At 74.2% G+C, this 15,854-nt stretch carries 14 protein-coding genes; 6 read left to right on the top strand and 8 right to left on the bottom strand.

What is annotated here, in order from left to right; genetic code table 11:
- Positions 1–73: 73 nt before the first annotated feature.
- The 6 genes from PUR26_RS13100 to PUR26_RS13125 form a co-directional block, all read right to left on the bottom strand.
- The gene (locus PUR26_RS13100; protein ID WP_329872290.1) at positions 74–1,402 is read right to left on the bottom strand and encodes an RNA polymerase sigma factor; all 1,329 of its coding nucleotides are present in this window, start codon (positions 1,400–1,402) and stop codon (positions 74–76) included.
- Between the two features lie 151 nt (positions 1,403–1,553).
- Complete coding sequence (dnaG, locus tag PUR26_RS13105) at positions 1,554–3,452, bottom strand: DNA primase (protein ID WP_329872291.1); 1,899 nt, start codon at positions 3,450–3,452, stop codon at positions 1,554–1,556.
- Between the two features lie 50 nt (positions 3,453–3,502).
- Complete coding sequence (locus tag PUR26_RS13110; RefSeq protein WP_329872292.1) at positions 3,503–4,771, bottom strand: NAD(P)/FAD-dependent oxidoreductase; 1,269 nt, start codon at positions 4,769–4,771, stop codon at positions 3,503–3,505.
- 154 nt (positions 4,772–4,925) lie between these two features.
- Entirely contained in the window at positions 4,926–6,236 is a 1,311-nt protein-coding gene (locus tag PUR26_RS13115; protein ID WP_329872293.1) for a deoxyguanosinetriphosphate triphosphohydrolase, read from the bottom strand.
- Between the two features lie 37 nt (positions 6,237–6,273).
- Positions 6,274–7,176 (bottom strand): sirohydrochlorin chelatase, encoded by a 903-nt coding sequence (locus PUR26_RS13120; RefSeq protein ID WP_329872295.1) that lies wholly within the window; start codon positions 7,174–7,176, stop codon positions 6,274–6,276.
- An 89-nt stretch (positions 7,177–7,265) separates the two neighbouring features.
- Positions 7,266–7,967, bottom strand: coding sequence for a hypothetical protein (locus PUR26_RS13125; protein ID WP_443077062.1), 702 nt, complete (start codon positions 7,965–7,967; stop codon positions 7,266–7,268).
- A 102-nt stretch (positions 7,968–8,069) separates the two neighbouring features.
- Here PUR26_RS13125 and PUR26_RS13130 point away from each other — a divergent pair, with 102 nt between their 5' ends.
- The 3 genes from PUR26_RS13130 to PUR26_RS13140 all read left to right on the top strand — a co-directional run bounded on the left by PUR26_RS13130 (position 8,070) and on the right by PUR26_RS13140 (position 11,954).
- On the top strand, positions 8,070–8,789 hold the full coding sequence (locus PUR26_RS13130; protein WP_329872300.1) for an aquaporin: 720 nt from the start codon (positions 8,070–8,072) through the stop codon (positions 8,787–8,789).
- 99 nt (positions 8,790–8,888) lie between these two features.
- Positions 8,889–9,602 carry a SanA/YdcF family protein gene (locus PUR26_RS13135; protein WP_329872302.1) on the top strand — a complete coding sequence of 238 codons (714 nt, stop codon included), beginning with the start codon at positions 8,889–8,891 and terminating at the stop codon, positions 9,600–9,602.
- Between the two features lie 207 nt (positions 9,603–9,809).
- The gene (locus PUR26_RS13140; RefSeq protein WP_329872304.1) at positions 9,810–11,954 is read left to right on the top strand and encodes a molybdopterin oxidoreductase family protein; all 2,145 of its coding nucleotides are present in this window, start codon (positions 9,810–9,812) and stop codon (positions 11,952–11,954) included.
- A 120-nt stretch (positions 11,955–12,074) separates the two neighbouring features.
- Here PUR26_RS13140 and cutA read toward each other — a convergent pair whose 3' ends face one another.
- Together cutA and PUR26_RS13150 are read right to left on the bottom strand one after the other, a co-directional pair.
- Positions 12,075–12,407 carry a divalent-cation tolerance protein CutA gene (cutA, locus tag PUR26_RS13145; protein ID WP_329872306.1) on the bottom strand — a complete coding sequence of 111 codons (333 nt, stop codon included), beginning with the start codon at positions 12,405–12,407 and terminating at the stop codon, positions 12,075–12,077.
- A 301-nt stretch (positions 12,408–12,708) separates the two neighbouring features.
- Complete coding sequence (locus PUR26_RS13150) at positions 12,709–13,338, bottom strand: NADPH-dependent FMN reductase (RefSeq protein WP_329872308.1); 630 nt, start codon at positions 13,336–13,338, stop codon at positions 12,709–12,711.
- 53 nt (positions 13,339–13,391) lie between these two features.
- On the opposite strand from PUR26_RS13150, the gene soxR reads away from it, so the two are divergent.
- From soxR to PUR26_RS13165, 3 genes are all read left to right on the top strand, one after another.
- Positions 13,392–13,847 carry a redox-sensitive transcriptional activator SoxR gene (gene soxR / locus PUR26_RS13155; RefSeq protein ID WP_329872310.1) on the top strand — a complete coding sequence of 152 codons (456 nt, stop codon included), beginning with the start codon at positions 13,392–13,394 and terminating at the stop codon, positions 13,845–13,847.
- A gap of 390 nt (positions 13,848–14,237) precedes the next feature.
- The gene (locus PUR26_RS13160; RefSeq protein ID WP_329872311.1) at positions 14,238–15,068 is read left to right on the top strand and encodes a hypothetical protein; all 831 of its coding nucleotides are present in this window, start codon (positions 14,238–14,240) and stop codon (positions 15,066–15,068) included.
- 145 nt (positions 15,069–15,213) lie between these two features.
- Positions 15,214–15,852, top strand: a complete 639-nt coding sequence (locus PUR26_RS13165; protein ID WP_329872313.1) for a class F sortase — start codon at positions 15,214–15,216, stop codon at positions 15,850–15,852.
- The last annotated feature ends 2 nt before the right edge of the window (positions 15,853–15,854 follow it).

Raw genomic sequence — 15,854 nt, forward strand, 5'->3', positions numbered from 1 at the left:
AAGTGATGGAGAGGGGTCCGGCGCCCGGGGTACGCCCGGGCGCACGAGCCCGGCACGACCGGCGGGACACTCCCTAGTCCAGATAGCCGCGCAGCTGGTCGGCGAAGGCGTGGTCCCGCAGCTTGTTGAGGGTCTTGGACTCGATCTGGCGGATGCGTTCGCGCGTCACGCCGAAGATCCGTCCGATCTCCTCCAGGGTGCGGGGCCTGCCGTCGTCGAGGCCGTAGCGCAGCTGGACGACCTTGCGTTCGCGCTCGCCGAGGGTGGAGAGGACCGCCTCCAGGTGCTCGCGCAGCAGGAGGAAGGCGGCGGACTCCACGGGGGAGGCGGCATCGCCGTCCTCGATGAGGTCGCCGAGGGCAACGTCGTCCTCCTCGCCGACGGGCGCGTGCAGCGAGACCGGTTCCTGGGCGAGGCGCAGCACCTCGCCGACCCGCTCGGAGGTCAGCTCCAGGTGGGCGGCGACCTCCTCGTGGGTGGGTTCGTAGCCGCGCTCCTGGAGCATCCGGCGCTGGACCCGCACGACCCGGTTGATCAGCTCGACGACATGGACCGGGACGCGGATGGTGCGGGCCTGGTCGGCGAGGGCGCGTGACATGGCCTGGCGGATCCACCAGGTGGCGTACGTCGAGAACTTGTAGCCACGGGCGTAGTCGAACTTCTCGACCGCCCTGATCAGGCCCAGGTTGCCCTCCTGGACGAGGTCCAGCATGGTCAGGCCGCGGCCGACGTAGCGCTTGGCGACGGAGACGACGAGCCGCAGGTTCGCCTCGATGAGGCGGCGCTTGGCCATCCGGCCCATGACGACGAGCCGGTCGAGGTCGAGCGCGAGCCGGGAGTCCAGGTCGGGCGTGGAGGCGAGCTTCTCCTCGGCGAACAGCCCGGCCTCGACCCGGCGGGCCAGTTCGACCTCCTCGGCGGCGGTCAGCAGCGGGATGCGGCCGATCTCGCGCAGGTACTGGCGGAACAGGTCGGATGAGGGGCCGTTGCCGCCCGTGTCGGCGGCCCGCCCGCGCGCCGGGCCGGGCGCCGGCTGCTCCGGTCCCGCGTCGTACGCGACGTCCGATCCGGCGGCGTCCGCTTCCGCGGGGGCCGCCCCGTCGGGCCCCGGCTCCGGTACGGCGTCGGGCACCGCGTCCGGGTGGTGCGCGGGGAGGCACTGGAGCGGGACCTCCGGGGCGGCGGGTGCGCCGGTGGCCGCGGCAGGATCGACGACGGCCGGGGTCTGGGTCCGGGTCTGCACGGGGGCGACCTCCAGGGTGATCGCTGCCGGTTCGGGGGCGCGCGGCGGCGGGACGGCGGCGGCCGGGCCACCGTTTTCCGTCCCGTACACGATGAGCGGAACAGCGGGGGTCGGACGCCCACCATCGGTGGACCGGCCGCGCTCCGAGGACTCAGGCACCGCCCCCAGTGTGGGGTACGACACATCATCGCCACGAGGGGCGTGCGCCCACTTTCTGGGACCGGTGCGTGACCGGACGATTACGGGACGGGCGCGGGCGGACGGGCGCACCGGAGCGCGGACGGCCGCCGTCGGTCCGCCCGGACAGGACCTAGAGCGCGTCCGCGCCCTGGTTGCGGAGCGACTGGCCGTACTGCTGGAGGACCCACAGTTCGTTCTGGACGGCCGACAGCTCGGCCGGGTCGCCGTGGCCGGCGAGCCGGGCCAGGGTGCCCTGGACGTCGCGGATGCGGCGGTCGACCGCGCGCAGCCGTACGGAGACCAGCTGCATGCCCGCGTACGTCTCGTCGACGGTCCTGGCGTGCACCGCCTCCACGGCGAGCTCGGTGACCAGGGCGCGCACCGTGTCGTTGGGCGCGGCCTCCCGGACCCGGGCCAGGTAGCCGGTGGTGTCCTCGGTGCCCTGCTCGGCACCGCCCGCCTCGGCGATGGTCTGGCGCACGGCGGCGTAGGGCGGGGCGGTGAACTCGTCGGCCCCGTACGCGTCGAAGGCCGGGGAGACCAGGCCCGGGTGCTGGAGGGCGAGCTTGAGCAGCTCGCGCTCGGTGCGGTGGGCCGGGCTGCGCAGGTTGAGCGCGGGGCCCGGCTGGACGGCCGGGGCCGGGGCCTGGGGGTTGGCGGCGGCCGGGCGGGCCTGGGCCGGGCCCCGGCCGCTGCGGTCCCTGGCCCAGCGCGCGAGCTGCGCGACGCGCTTGACGACGAACTGGGTGTCCAGGATGCCGACCATGCCCGCGAGCTGGACGGCCACCTCGTGCTGCGAGGCGACGTTCTTGATGCGGGCCACGATCGGGGCGGCCTCGTCGAGCGCGGCGGCACGGCCGGCCGGGGTCTCCAGGTCGTACCGGCCGACGATCTGGCGCAGCGCGAACTCGAAGAGGGGGGTGCGGGGCTGGACGAGCTCCTCGACGGCCGCGTCCCCCTTGGCGAGCCGCAGGTCGCAGGGGTCCATCCCGTCGGGGGCGATCGCGATGTAGGTCTCGGCGGCGAACTTCTGGTCGTCCTCGAATGCCCGCAGGGCGGCCTTCTGGCCTGCCGCGTCGCCGTCGAAGGTGAAGATCACGCGGGCGGAGCCGTTGTCCATCAGCAGCCGGCGGAGGATCTTGATGTGGTCGCCGCCGAAGGCGGTGCCGCAGGTGGCGATGGCGGTGGTGACCCCGGCGAGGTGGCAGGCCATGACGTCGGTGTAGCCCTCGACGACGACGGCCCGGCTGGACTTGGCGATGTCCTTCTTGGCCAGGTCGATGCCGTACAGCACCTGGGACTTCTTGTAGATCGGGGTCTCGGGGGTGTTGAGGTACTTGGGGCCGTTGTCGTCGTCGCGCAGTTTGCGCGCGCCGAAGCCGACGACCTCGCCGCCGACGTCCCGGATGGGCCACATCAGCCGTCCCCGGAAGCGGTCGATGGGGCCGCGCCGGCCGTCCTGGGAGAGGCCGGAGAGGATCAGCTCCTTGTCGGAGAAGCCCTTGCCGCGCAGGAAGCGGGTGAGGTGGTCCCAGCCGGCCGGGCTGTAGCCGACGTCGAAGTGCTGGGCGGCGGCCTGGTCGAAGCCGCGCTCGGCGAGGAACTTGCGGCCGATCTCGGCCTCGGCGCTGTCCAGTTGGTCGATGTAGAACTGGGCGGCGGCCCGGTGGGCCTCGACCAGGCGGATCCGCTCGCCCCGCTGGTGGCCGGGGTTGTAGCCGCCCTCCTCGTAACGCAGGGTGATGCCCGCCTTGGCGGCGAGCCGCTCGACCGTCTCCGAGAAGGAGAGGTGGTCGATCTTCATCACGAAGGCGATGGTGTCCCCGCCCTCCTGGCAGCCGAAGCAGTGGAAGAGACCCTTGCTGGGGCTGACCTGGAAGGAGGGGGACTTCTCGTCGTGGAAGGGGCACAGCCCCTTGAGGTTGCCGCCGCCGGCGTTGCGCAGCTGGAGGTACTCGGACACGACGGCATCGATCGGGACCGCGTCCCGTACCGCCTTCACGTCGTCATCGTTGATCCTGCCTGCCACGCGTAAAGCTTACGGCCGGGGCCCGCCCGACCGGTCCCGGGAAATGCGGCCTACGGCTGCGGCAGGACGGAGGTGAGGGGTGTCGTGGGGTCGGCGAGGGCCTCGGTGTCCACGGGGGCCCCGGATCGGATGAGGTCTTGGATGGCCTCTGTGACGTCCCACACATTCACGTTCATTCCGGCGAGCACCCGGCGTTCCTTCAGCCAGAAGGCGATGAACTGCCGCTTGCCCGCGTCGCCGCGCAGGACGACCTGGTCGTACGAGCCGGGGGGCGCCCATCCCGAGTACTCCAGACCCAGGTCGTACTGGTCGGAGAAGAAGTACGGGACGCGGTCGTACGAGACGTCCTGGCCGAGCATGGCGCGGGCGGCGGCCGGGCCGCCGTTGAGGGCGTTGGCCCAGTGCTCGATCCGCAGCCGGGTGCCCAGGAGGGGGTGGTGGGCGGCGGCCACGTCCCCGGCGGCGTAGATGTCGGGGTCGGAGGTGCGCAGGGACGCGTCGACCGCGACGCCTCCTCCATGGGCGCGGTCCACCAGGGCGAGCCCGGCGGTCTCGGCGAGCGCGGTGCGCGGGGCGGCGCCGATCGCGGCGAGCACGTCGTGGGCGGGGTGCTCCTCGCCGTCGTCGGTGCGGGCGGCCAGCACCATGCCGTCCTGGCCGGTGATCTCGGTGAGCCGGGCGCCGAAGTGGAAGCGGACGCCGTGCTCCGCGTGCAGGTCGGTGAAGAACTGGCCGAGCTCGGGGCCGATCACCTGGTGGAGCGGGGTGGGCTCCGGCTCGACGACGGTGACCTCGGCACCGTAGCCGCGGGCGGCGGCGGCGACCTCCAGGCCGATCCAGCCCGCGCCCGCGATGACCAGGTGGCCGTTGTCGCGGCCGAGGGCGGCCAGGACGCCCTGGAGCCGGTCGGCGTGGGCGAGGCGGCGCAGGTGGTGGACGCCCGCCAGGCCGGTGCCGGGGATGTCCAGGCGGCGCGGCTCGGAGCCGGTGGCGAGGAGCAGCTTGTCGTAGCGGATGGTGGTGCCGTCGCCGAGGCGGACCGTCCGGTGCTCGCGGTCGATGGCGGTGACGGGCTGCCCGAGGTGCAGTTCGATGTCGGCCCGCGCGTACCAGGCGGTCTCGTGGACGAAGACGCCCTCGCGCTCCTCCTTGCCGGACAGGTACCCCTTGGAGAGGGGCGGGCGTTCGTAGGGGTGGTCGCGTTCGTCCCCGATGAGGATGACCCGGCCGTTGAACCCTTCGGCGCGGAGGGTTTCCGCCGCCTTGGCCCCGGCCAGGCCCCCGCCCACGATGACGAAGGTCTGATCTGCGTCGACCACTTGTCTGCCTCCTCGTTCCCGCCAGGTACCGGCCCGCGGCGCGGCCGCTTACAGGTTCTGTGCCCCCGGAAGGACATCGCACGTCTGCGTTCACGCTACGCCGCCGTGAGGTGGCAGCCTCCCGCACGGTGCGTGATGGCGGAAAGAGGACCTGTCAGCGGTGGGCGGTCAGGCGGGCGTGCAGGGTCAGGGCCGAGGCGTCGGTGAGCGAGGAGATCTGGTCGACGATCACCCGTTTGCGGGCCCGGTCGTCCGCCGCGCCGTCGAAGAGGGCACGGAACTGCGGGTCCAGCCCTTCGGGGGCGCGGGCGGTGAGGGCCTCGGCGAGCTCGGCGAGGACGATCCGCTGCTCGGCCCGGAGCACCTCCTGCTCGGCGCGCTGCATCACATAGCGGTCGGCGACCGCCTTGAGCACCGCGCACTCGTTGCGGGCCTCGCGGGGGACGACCAGCTCGGCGCCGTACCGGGTGAGGCGGCCCGGGCCGTGGGCCAGGCGGGTGGCGCTCTCGGCGGCCAGGCAGAAGCGGCCGATGAGCTGGCTGGTGGCGTCCTTGAGGCGGGCCTGGGCGACGGCCGTCCCGTCGTAGCCGTGCGGCCACCAGTCCTGGGCGACGAGCCGGTCCAGGGCGTCGGCGAGTTCCTGCGGGTCGGTGTCGTGCGGGACGTACCGGCCGATGGCCACCCGCCAGATGTCGGCGCGCTCGGGTTCGGCGAGGAGCAGGTTGGGGTCGAGGTGGCCGGCGTGCAGTCCGTCCTCGAAGTCGTGCACCGAGTACGCCACGTCGTCGGACCAGTCCATGACCTGGGCCTCGAAGCACTTGCGGTTCTCGGGGGCGCCCTGCCGGATCCAGTCGAAGACCGGCACGTCGTCCTCGTACACGCCGAACTTGGGCGAGTCGGGGTCGGTGGGGTGGGCGCCGCGCGGCCAGGGGTACTTGGTCGCGGCGTCGAGCGCGGCGCGGGTGAGGTTGAGGCCGACGCTGACCGGTTCGCCGGTCGCGGGGTCGTGGGTGAAGCGCTTGGGTTCGATGCGGGTGAGCAGGCGCAGCGACTGGGCGTTGCCCTCGAAGCCGCCGCAGTCCTTGGCGAAGTCGTTGAGCGCCTGTTCGCCGTTGTGCCCGAAGGGCGGGTGGCCCATGTCGTGGGAGAGGCAGGCGGCCTCGACGAGGTCGGGGTCGCAGCCGAGCGCGGCGCCCAGCTCGCGGCCGACCTGGGCGCACTCCAGGGAGTGGGTCAGCCGGGTGCGGGGGCTGGCGTCCCAGGCGTGGCTGCGGGATCCGGGGGTGACCACCTGGGTCTTGCCGGCCAGGCGGCGCAGCGCCGACGAGTGCAGGACGCGTGCGCGGTCCCGCTGGAACGCGGTGCGGCCGGGACGTTTGTCCGGCTCGGCGGCCCAGCGTTCGGTCGCGGCCCCGTCGTAGGGGGTCGGTTCGATGGTGCCTTCCGTACCGTGCATGCCGTCCATGCACTGAAGGTAACCGCGGGCAGGGGCGGTCAAGCGGTCAGACGGAGGCGAGTTCCAGCGGGTGGGGGGCGGGGCGGGTGGCGAGGGCCTGTTCGTAGCGGCGCAGGACGAGCCGGGCGAGGGCCGGGTGCGGGCCCAGCGGGGCGGAGGCGATCCAGGGCGCGGCGGCGGCGCAGCGCGTGGCGAACAGGCCGGGGGCGGTGAAGCAGGAGGCGACGGCGACCTGGTGACGGCCGCGGGCGGCCAGCGCGCGTATCGCCTCGGGGACGGTGGGCGAGGCGGCGGAGGCGTACGCGGGGACGACGGGCACCCCGCCGAGACGCTCGCTCAGCAGGCGGGCGAGCCGTCGGGTGTCGGCGGCCGATTCGGGGTCGCGGGAGCCGGCGGCGGCGAGGACGACCCCGGTGCCGCGGCCGGTGGAGTGCTCGGGGCGCCAGCCGGCCTCGACGAGCCGGGCGTGGAGGGCTTCGACGACCAGGGGGTGGGGGCCGAGCGGCGGGGCGACCAGGGTCCGGGGGCCGGGGGCGGCGCAGGCGGCGCCGGGCAGGTCGTGCTTGACGTGGTAACCGCGGCCGAAGAGCAGCGGTACGAGGACGGCCTCGCTGTCGCCGAGGGCGGCCAGGGTGTCGGTGAGCAGCGGGGCGTTGAGCTCGATGTGGCCGAGCCGGACCCGCAGTCCGGGCCGCAGGGCGCGGACCCGGTCGAGCAGCGCGGTCACGGCGGGCAGGGCCCGGGCGTCGCGGCTGCCGTGGGCGACGGCGACGAGGGTGGGACGGTCGGGGGTGCTCATGGGCCTTCGCGTTCCGTTGAGGTGGAGATGACTCAGCTGCGTGCCGAGCTGCGCGGTGATGCGGGTGAGCAGCTGGGCGGTGCTGTCGAGAGTGCTCTCGTCGGCACTCCGGAGGGCCTGGGACTCACGAAGGTGCGCCGGCTCCGTCATGGACCGATGGTCGCGGGCGCAGGTTGCGCCCGCGTTGCGTGGGGGTGACGGGTGTTTTCCGCCGGCTCACGCGGGGGCGGGGCGCGCTGTCAGCCGGTGGCGAGCCAGACGCGGAGCGGGCCGGTGGCCGTGAAGCCGTGGCGCAGGGCGGTGGTCAGGTCGTCACCGTGCTCGTATCCGACGACCGGGGTGCCGGGGCGGAGGGCGGCCACGGCGGCGAGGCAGCCGGGCCATGCCTCCTCGTCCGGGCCGAACAGGTTGGAGACGCCCACCACGTCGTCGCTGTGGCTGAGTACGGCCCCGGCGACGATCCGGCCGTCCTGGCCGCGTCCGGCGAGGACGGTGGTCGCCGGGTCGGCGAGGAGCGCGGGCGGGAAGAGGTCCATGGGGTCGTCGCCGCCGCTCCAGGCGTCCTCCCAGGCGGTCAGTTCCGCGGGGGTCGCGACCGGCTGCCAGGGGGAGGCCGGGCGGGGCACGGGCAGGTCGGCCGGGCGGTGGATCCACCGGGCCTCGAAGAGCACCTCGAAGCCGTCGGCCGTCAGGTCCAGGCCGGCGAAGCTGTCCTTGACCGAGCAGCCGGGGGCGGCGCGGTCGATGCCGGGCAGCACGTCCCGGACGGAGGCGTCGGGGCGCAGGGTCACGGCGTCCGGGTAGTAGGGCGGCGTGCGCACGGGGTGGGTCCAGGCACGCGGCCCGAAGGCGCCGGTGGTGTGACCGTGGGCGCGGCACATGGTCCGGCACCACTCGGCGTTGTTGCGGGCGGCCGCTGCTGGGTGATCCATACGGCGCATCCTGCCATCAGCCCGGCCGGGCCGAGATCCCCCTTCCATCAATTCCGTTGAGCGGAATATATTTTCCACTGCACGGGCACAACAGCGCGATCCGGGGGCCATATGGATACGAACAGGGCATTGCCGCGCCGTGCCGTCGCGGAGTTCGTCGGCACCGCCGCTCTGGTGGCGGTCATCGTCGGCTCCGGCATCCGGGCGAGCGGGCTCAGCCCCGACACCGGCGTCCGGCTGCTGGCCAACTCCCTCTCCTCGGCGGTCGGACTCGGCCTGCTCATCGCCCTGCTCGGTCCCGTCTCCGGCGCCCACCTCAACCCGGTCGTCACCCTGTGCGCCTGGTGGAGCGGGCGCCGCACCCGAGGCGGCCCGGCCGGTCCCGGTGTGGCGCTCTACATCGCCGCGCAGACGGCGGGCGCCGTCGCCGGCGCCCTCCTCGCCGAGGCCATGTTCGGGCGGGTGCCCGGCACGTGGTCCACCCAGGTGCGCTCGGCCGGGCACCTGCTGCTCGGCGAGACGGTCGCCACGGCCGGACTGGTCGTCCTGATCCAGGGGCTGGAGCGGATCGGCCGGGCCAGGCTGGCCCCGCTCGCGGTCGCCGCGTACATCGGCGCCGCGATCTGGTTCACCTCCTCGGGCTCCTTCGCCAATCCGGCGGCGACCGTGGGCCGCTCCCTCACCGACTCCTTCACCGGCATCGCCCCCGCCTCCCTCCCGGGCTTCATCGCCGCCCAGCTGCTCGGCGGGCTCCTCGGCGCGGCCCTGGCGGCGCTCCTGTACGGCGGGCGGCCACCGGCCGCGCCCCGGACGGCGGGCCCCGGCGGATGACGGTCACAGCGGATGACGGTCACAGCGGACGAGGCGAACCGGAAGGCCCCGGACCGCGTCGGAGAGGACAGGACGGGAACACCCACTGGAGGTTCGTACATGCGACGCAGGCTGCCCCGGCTCTCACGGCTGCTGCCCCGCGAACGGCGGGGGCAGCGGCGGGCGGTGCAGGGGATCGCGCTGGGCTGCGTGCTGGCGCTCGCCCCCGCGACCTGGCTGCACGCCGCCGCCGACAGCAGACTCCGCACCACGGCGGACGTGCCCGCGCACGAGGTCGCCGTGGTCTTCGGGGCGGGGCTGTGGAAGGGGCGCCCGACGCCGTACCTGGCACACCGGCTCGACACCGCGGCCGCGCTGTACCGGGACGGCAAGGTCAAGGTCGTGCTGGTGACCGGGGACAACAGCCGCGTCGAGTACGACGAGCCCGACGCCATGCGCACGTACCTCACCGCCCGCGGCGTGCCCGACGGGCGCATCGTCAGCGACCACGCGGGGTTCGACACCTGGGACTCGTGCGCCCGCGCGAAGAGGATCTTCGGTGTGGAGCGCGCGGTGCTGGTGACGCAGGGCTTCCACATCCGCCGCGCGGTCGCCCTCTGCCGGGCGGCGGGCATCGACTCGTACGGGGTCGGCGTCGAGGAGCCGCACGACTCGGTCTGGTACTACGGCGGGACCCGGGAGCTGTTCGCGGCGGGCAAGGCGGCCCTGGACGTGGCGTTCGAACCGGACCCGACGTTCCTGGGCCGCCAGGAGACCGGTATCGCCGAGGCGCTGGCCTCCATGGGGACCGGCCGGCCGGAACAGGGGCGGTGAGCCCCGCTCCCCGCCCGTGTTCCGGCCCGGGTCCGTACACGTTCCCGCGCCGGTGGGCGGGCCCGCGCCGGTACCCGGGGGACCGGAGGACGCCCGCCGCGGGCGCGGTCGCCTCACCGCGGGACGGGGCCCCGACGGAGCCGGACGTACCGGGTACGTAATCAGCCGTGCCCGTCCTCGTAACACGACCGGCGCACGCTCGATGGCATGCTCCCAGCCACCACTTCCACCCACTGCCCCTACTGCGCCCTGCAGTGCGGAATGAACCTCCGGCCCACCGGTCCGGGCGGCGACGTGGGCGTCGAGGTGGTGGAACGCACGGACTTCCCGGTGAACCGGGGCGCCCTGTGCGGCAAGGGACGCACCGCACCCCAGGTTCTCTCCTCCCAGGTCAGGCTGGCCGGGCCGCTCATCCGACGCCCCGCCACAGGCAGGCTCGAACCGGCCACCTGGGAGGAGGCTCTGCGTGCCGTCGCCGACGGGCTGCGGCGTACACGCGAGAGCCACGGGCAGGACGCCGTCGGCGTGTTCGGCGGCGGCGGGCTGACCAACGAGAAGGCGTACGCGCTCGGGAAGTTCGCCCGGCTGGTCCTCGGCACCTCCCAGATCGACTACAACGGCCGGTTCTGCATGTCGTCGGCGGCCGCCGCCCACCAGCGGGCCTTCGGGCTCGACCGGGGCCTGCCGTTCCCGCTGGAGGACATCCCGCGCACCGGGTGCGTGATCCTCGTCGGCTCCAACCTCGCCGAGACCATGCCGCCCGCCCTGCGCTACCTCACCGAGCTCAAGGAGAACGGGGGGCGGCTCATCGTCGTCGACCCGCGCCGCACCCGCACCGCCGAGCAGGCCGATCTGCACCTGGCACCCCGGCCCGGCACCGATCTGGCCCTCGCCCTCGGGCTGCTGCACCTGGTCGTGGCGGAGGGCCGCACCGACGAGGCGTTCATCCGCGACCGCACGACCGGCTTCGCCGACGCCCGGGCCGCCGCCATGTCCCACTGGCCGGCGCTGGTCGAGCGCATCACGGGCGTTCCGGTGCCACAGCTGCGCGAGGCGGTACGGATGTTCTGCGACGCGCCCGACTCGATGGTGCTGACCGCCCGGGGACCCGAGCAGCAGTCCAAGGGCACCGACACGGTCGGCGCGTGGATCAACCTGTGCCTGGCGACCGGGCGGGCCGGCCGGCCGCTGTCCGGTTACGGCTGCCTGACCGGCCAGGGCAACGGGCAGGGCGGCCGCGAGCACGGCCAGAAGGCCGACCAGCTGCCCGGCTACCGCAAGCTCGACGACCCGGCGGCCCGCGCCCATGTCGCCGGGGTCTGGGGGGTCCACCCCGACACCCTGCCGGGGCCCGGCCGCAGCGCCTACGAACTGCTCGACGCGCTCGGCGGTGACATCAAGGCCCTGCTGCTGATGGGGTCCAACCCGGTCGTCTCCGCCCCGCGCGCCGCCCACATCGAGAAGCGGATCGCATCGCTCGACTTCCTGGCGGTCGCGGACGTGGTGCTGTCGGAGACGGCCGAACTCGCCGATGTGGTGCTGCCCGTGACGCAGTGGGCGGAGGAGACCGGGACCACCACCAACCTGGAGGGCCGGGTCCTGCTGCGCCGCCGGGCGCTCTCCCCGCCCGACGGGGTCCGCAGCGACCTCCAGGTGCTGAACGCCCTCGCCGCGCTGCTCGGCTGGGAGAAGGGCTTCCCGGACGACCCGGAGGAGGTCTTCGACGAGCTGCGCCGCGCCTCGGCCGGCGGCCCCGCCGACTACGCCGGCATCACCTACCGGCGCATCGCACAGGAGGACGGGGTCTTCTGGCCGTGCCCGGAGCCCGGCCACCCCGGAACTCCGCGTCTCTTCCTCGACCGGTTCGCCACACCGGACGGGCGGGCCAGGTTCGTCCCCGTCACCCACCGGCCCGCGGCCGAGGAGACGGACGAGGAGTACCCGGTCGTCCTGACCACCGGACGGGTCGTGTCGCAGTACCAGTCGGGGGCCCAGACCCGGCGGGTCGCCGAGCTGAACGCCGCCGCGCCGGGGCCGTTCGTGGAGCTGCACCCCCGGCTCGCCGAACGGCTGGGCATCGCCGAGGGCCGGCCGGTCGCCGTCGTGTCACGGCGCGGCAGGGCGGTCGCGCCCGCCCGGCTCACGACCGGGATCCGGCCCGACACCGTGTTCATGCCGTTCCACTGGCCGGGCGAGGGGCGCGCGAACACCCTCACCAACCCGGCGCTGGACCCCACGTCGCGCATGCCGGAGTTCAAGGTGTGCGCGGTGCGTCTCGAAGCGGTTCCGGCCGAGGCCGCGGCGGGCGAAACGGTGCCCGATCGGGCGGCACCCCTCGACGCGGCCGACTGAGCCGGCCCCCGTGCTCGCGCTCATGCCGTGCGGGGCGGCGAGGCCGGCGGTACGGGCACAGGAGCAGGCGGTGGTGGTCGCCGGGCCGCGGCGTCCCTTACGCGGAGAAGAGCAGCCCGCTCACCCGGCGCTCCGCGCCGAGGTCTCCCCCGCCATCCACGCCAGACAGGCCGCGCTCCCCCGCACCACCGGAAGGGCGATGATCTCGGGCGTGTCGTAGTCGTGCGCCTCGACGATGTGGGCCTCCAGCGTCTCGTAGCAGGCTTCCGTCGTCTTGAAGAACACCTGCCACTCCTCGCTCGTCTCGATCGCGTTCTGCCAGTGGTAGACCGAGGTGACGGGACCGGAGATCTGCGCGCAGGCGGCGAGCCGTGCCTCCACCGCGCCCCGGGCCAGCTCCTCCGCCTTCTCGGCGCTGTCGGTCGTGGTCAGTACGGTCAGGGCCAGGGTCACGCTCGTCTCCCTCGTGGTCGGGGGCCCGTAGGGCTCGGGGGGCTTCCGGGAGCCCGGCGCCGCGTTCCGCGGGTTCCCTGCCCCCGGTCCCACCATGCCGTACCGCGTACCGTCCCCGCCCCCGTTCGCGCGCCCCGCTCGGGCCACGGCCGCGAACGGGGCGGCGCGCGGAAGGGCGTACGCCCTCCCGCCCTCGGCGGCTCCTCGTACGTCCCCGCCCGACGACGCGGCCCGCCCGCGTCACAGGGTCTCGCGGGCGGCCCCGCCGGGCGGCCGGCGGCCGTGCGAGCACGGCGGCGCCTCAGGCCGTGTAGGGGCGGGCGGCCTTGGCGTCCCGCAGGGCATACCCCCACCAGGCGATCTGGTCGAGCATCGTCGTGGCGGCGGCGTCGGCCGCGTCGGGGTCCTTGTGGCGGCCCGTTTCGTCGAAGAGGGCGCCCGCGTTGGCGAAGGCGACGGTGTCCCGGACGGTGACGGCGTGCAGTTCGGCGAAGACCTGGCGCAGTTGCTCGACGGCGCGCAGGCCCCCGGAGATCCCGCCGTAGGAGACGAAGCCCACGGGCTTGGCGCGCCACGGGGTGTAGTGCCAATCGATGAGGTTCTTGATGCCGGCGGGGAAGGAGTGGTTGTACTCGGGGGTGAGGACGACGAAGGCGTCGGCGTCGGCGAGCCGGGAGGAGACCTTCGCGAGCTCGGCCCGCACCTCGGGAGCGGGCTCGTGGGAGAGGGCGGTGGGCAGGTCGGCGTCGGCGAGATCGATCACGTCGACGGTGAACTCGGCGTGCTTCTCGGCCTTGGGGAGGAACCATTCGGCGATGACGGGCGCGAAGCGGCCGTGCCGGTTGCTGGCCAGGATGACGGCGAGCTTCAGGGGCGCCGGGGGGAACGGGGGCGTGCCGGGGTAGGTCGCCCCGGGTGCGGTGAGGTCCATGGACAAGAGCCTCGTACTTAAACCAAGGTTCAGGTCAAGCTACGCTGGAGCGCATGACGCATCTCGCCTGGAACGCCAAGGAAGCCACCGTCGGCGAATTGGCCGAACGGAGCGGCGTCGCCCCGTCCGCGCTGCGGTTCTACGAACGCGAGGGACTGATCAGCAGCCGGCGCACCACGGGCAATCAGCGCCGTTACAGCCGCGACACCCTGCGGCGGGTGGCGTTCATCCGCACCTCGCAACGGCTCGGCATCCCGCTCGCCACCATCCGGGAGGTCCTCGGACTGCTCCCGGAGGACCGCACGCCGACCCCCGAGGACTGGGCGCGCATCTCCGAGTGCTGGCGCGAGGACCTGGGCCGGCGCATCCGCACCCTGCAACGGCTGCGCGACAACCTGACCGACTGCATCGGCTGCGGCTGCCTCTCGCTCGACCGCTGCGTCCTGTCCAACCCTGCCGATGAACTCGCCACGCACGGGCCCGGCCCTCGCCGTCTGATCGAGGACTGAACGCCCGACGGGGCGGGGGCCGGGCCGCGATCAGGTAGGGGCGGGCCGCCGGGCGGGGGCCGGCCGTCATCCGGGCGGGCCGCCCGGCGGGGGCCGGGCAGTCGTCGGGCGGGGGCGGGTCGCCGGTCGCCGGTCGCCGGTCGCCGGTCGGGGCAGGCCGTCCGGGGGCGCTTCGCGTCACCCACGTCACCCGTTCGGGCACGGCGTGCCCTGTGATCCCGCATACCAGGGCTGACCTGCGCGGAAGCCCACCCGCCAGGACGACACGCCATGGGATGCCGGGCCATCTGATGGCTCATCAGCATGCGGCGGGGGCAGCGCGGGCCTTACCTCGGAGACAAGGACACCCGACGTCACGGCAACCGCCCGAAGCGCGCCCCGGAGGACCCCATGCGCACGACCGCCCGCCTGCTCACCGCTACCGCGCTGGCGCTCGTGTCGCTCGGCCTCCTCGGCCCGGCGGCCGCGCACGCCGCCGAGCCCGACCCGCTGTCCGATCCCCCGGCCGCAACGCGGGTCGGGACGGAGACCGGGACAGGGACAGGGACCGGGACGGGCGCCGAGGCGCGCTCCAAGACGCCTGCGGACGCACTGCCGGACGCGGACACGCGGTCGGAGACGGACACGGACGCGCATGCGGACGCGGACATGGACGCGGACATGGACGCGGACATGGACATGGACGCGGACGCGGACATGGACGCGGAGGCGTATGGCGACTCATCCGCGGGGACGCAGTCCGGCACGGACTCCGGCGCCCGCTCCGGCACGGGTTCCGGCACGCACGCCAAGGGGCGCTCCGAGGCACTGGAGGTGTACCCCTCCTCCGCCGGCCCCGGCGCGACCGTCACGGTGAACACCACGGCCTGCGGCCGCGAGGGCAGGGGCGTCGGAGACGCGCGGGACCTCGGGGTGCAGGAGTACACGTTGTCGAAGGGCGCCCACGAGGACGTGGCGGTCGGCCGGTTCCGGGTGCCCGAGCACGCCCGGCCGGGGCACTATCGCACCGACGTGACCTGCGACAACGGCAAGACGGCCGCCGGGACCATCACGGTGGCCACGAGTGGCGGAGGCCCGAGCGGCCACGTCAGGACCGGTGTGGGCGGCAGCGTCGGCCCGGACACCACCCAGATCACGGCGGGCGCGGCGGTGCTGGCCGCGACCGCCGTCGGCGGGGCCTGGCTCCTGCGCCGCCGGGCGAGCGGCGCGCAGGACAGCTGACGGGGTCCGTCCCTGTCACCCGCCGTACCTCCCCGCCCCCGCCGCGTTGGTCCCCGAGACCGCGGCGGGGGTGGGGAGACCACCTCCCGGTGGGCCCCCGACGGGAAGGCCCCCACCCGCAGTCAGGCCCTCAGGAGCGGTGCCGATGAGCAGCCCGGTGAACACCAAGGGGAAGGGCTGGGGCATAGCCGCGGCCGCGTGCGTGGGCCTGTGGCTGGTCCAGAACGGCTCGGCGGACGTCACTCCGCCGGTGCCGACGGCGGCCGAGGCGTTCGCGGCCGGACCCCATGAGCACACCGGCGCCGCGGCCGCCCCTCTGCCGCCGTCCGTGCCGGTGCGCCTGCGCATCCCCGAGATCGACGTCGACACCCCGGTCATGCCGCTGGGACTGGGCGCGGACGGCAGCCTGGACGTACCGCCCACCGGCGACCGGAACATCGCCGGCTGGTACAAGGACGGCACCCCGCCCGGCGCCAGGGGCACGGCGATCATGGCGGGCCACGTCGACAACGCCCAGGGGCCGGCCGTCTTCTACGCGCTCGGGGCCCTGAGGAAGGGCCACCGCGTCGAGGTGGTCAGGACGGACGGCCGGACGGCCGTCTTCACGGTGGACGCCATCGAGGTGTACGACAACGACGCCTTTCCGGACCGGAAGGTGTACGGACAGGCCGACCGTGCCGAACTGCGGGTGATCACCTGCGGCGGCGGCTTCGACCGGAGGACCGGCTACCAGGGGAACGTCGTGGCGTACGCCCATCTCATCGGCGTCCGTGAGCCGTCCTAGGG

The sequence above is a fragment of the Streptomyces sp. SP18CS02 genome (assembly GCF_036322365.1).
GTDB lineage: Bacteria > Actinomycetota > Actinomycetes > Streptomycetales > Streptomycetaceae > Streptomyces.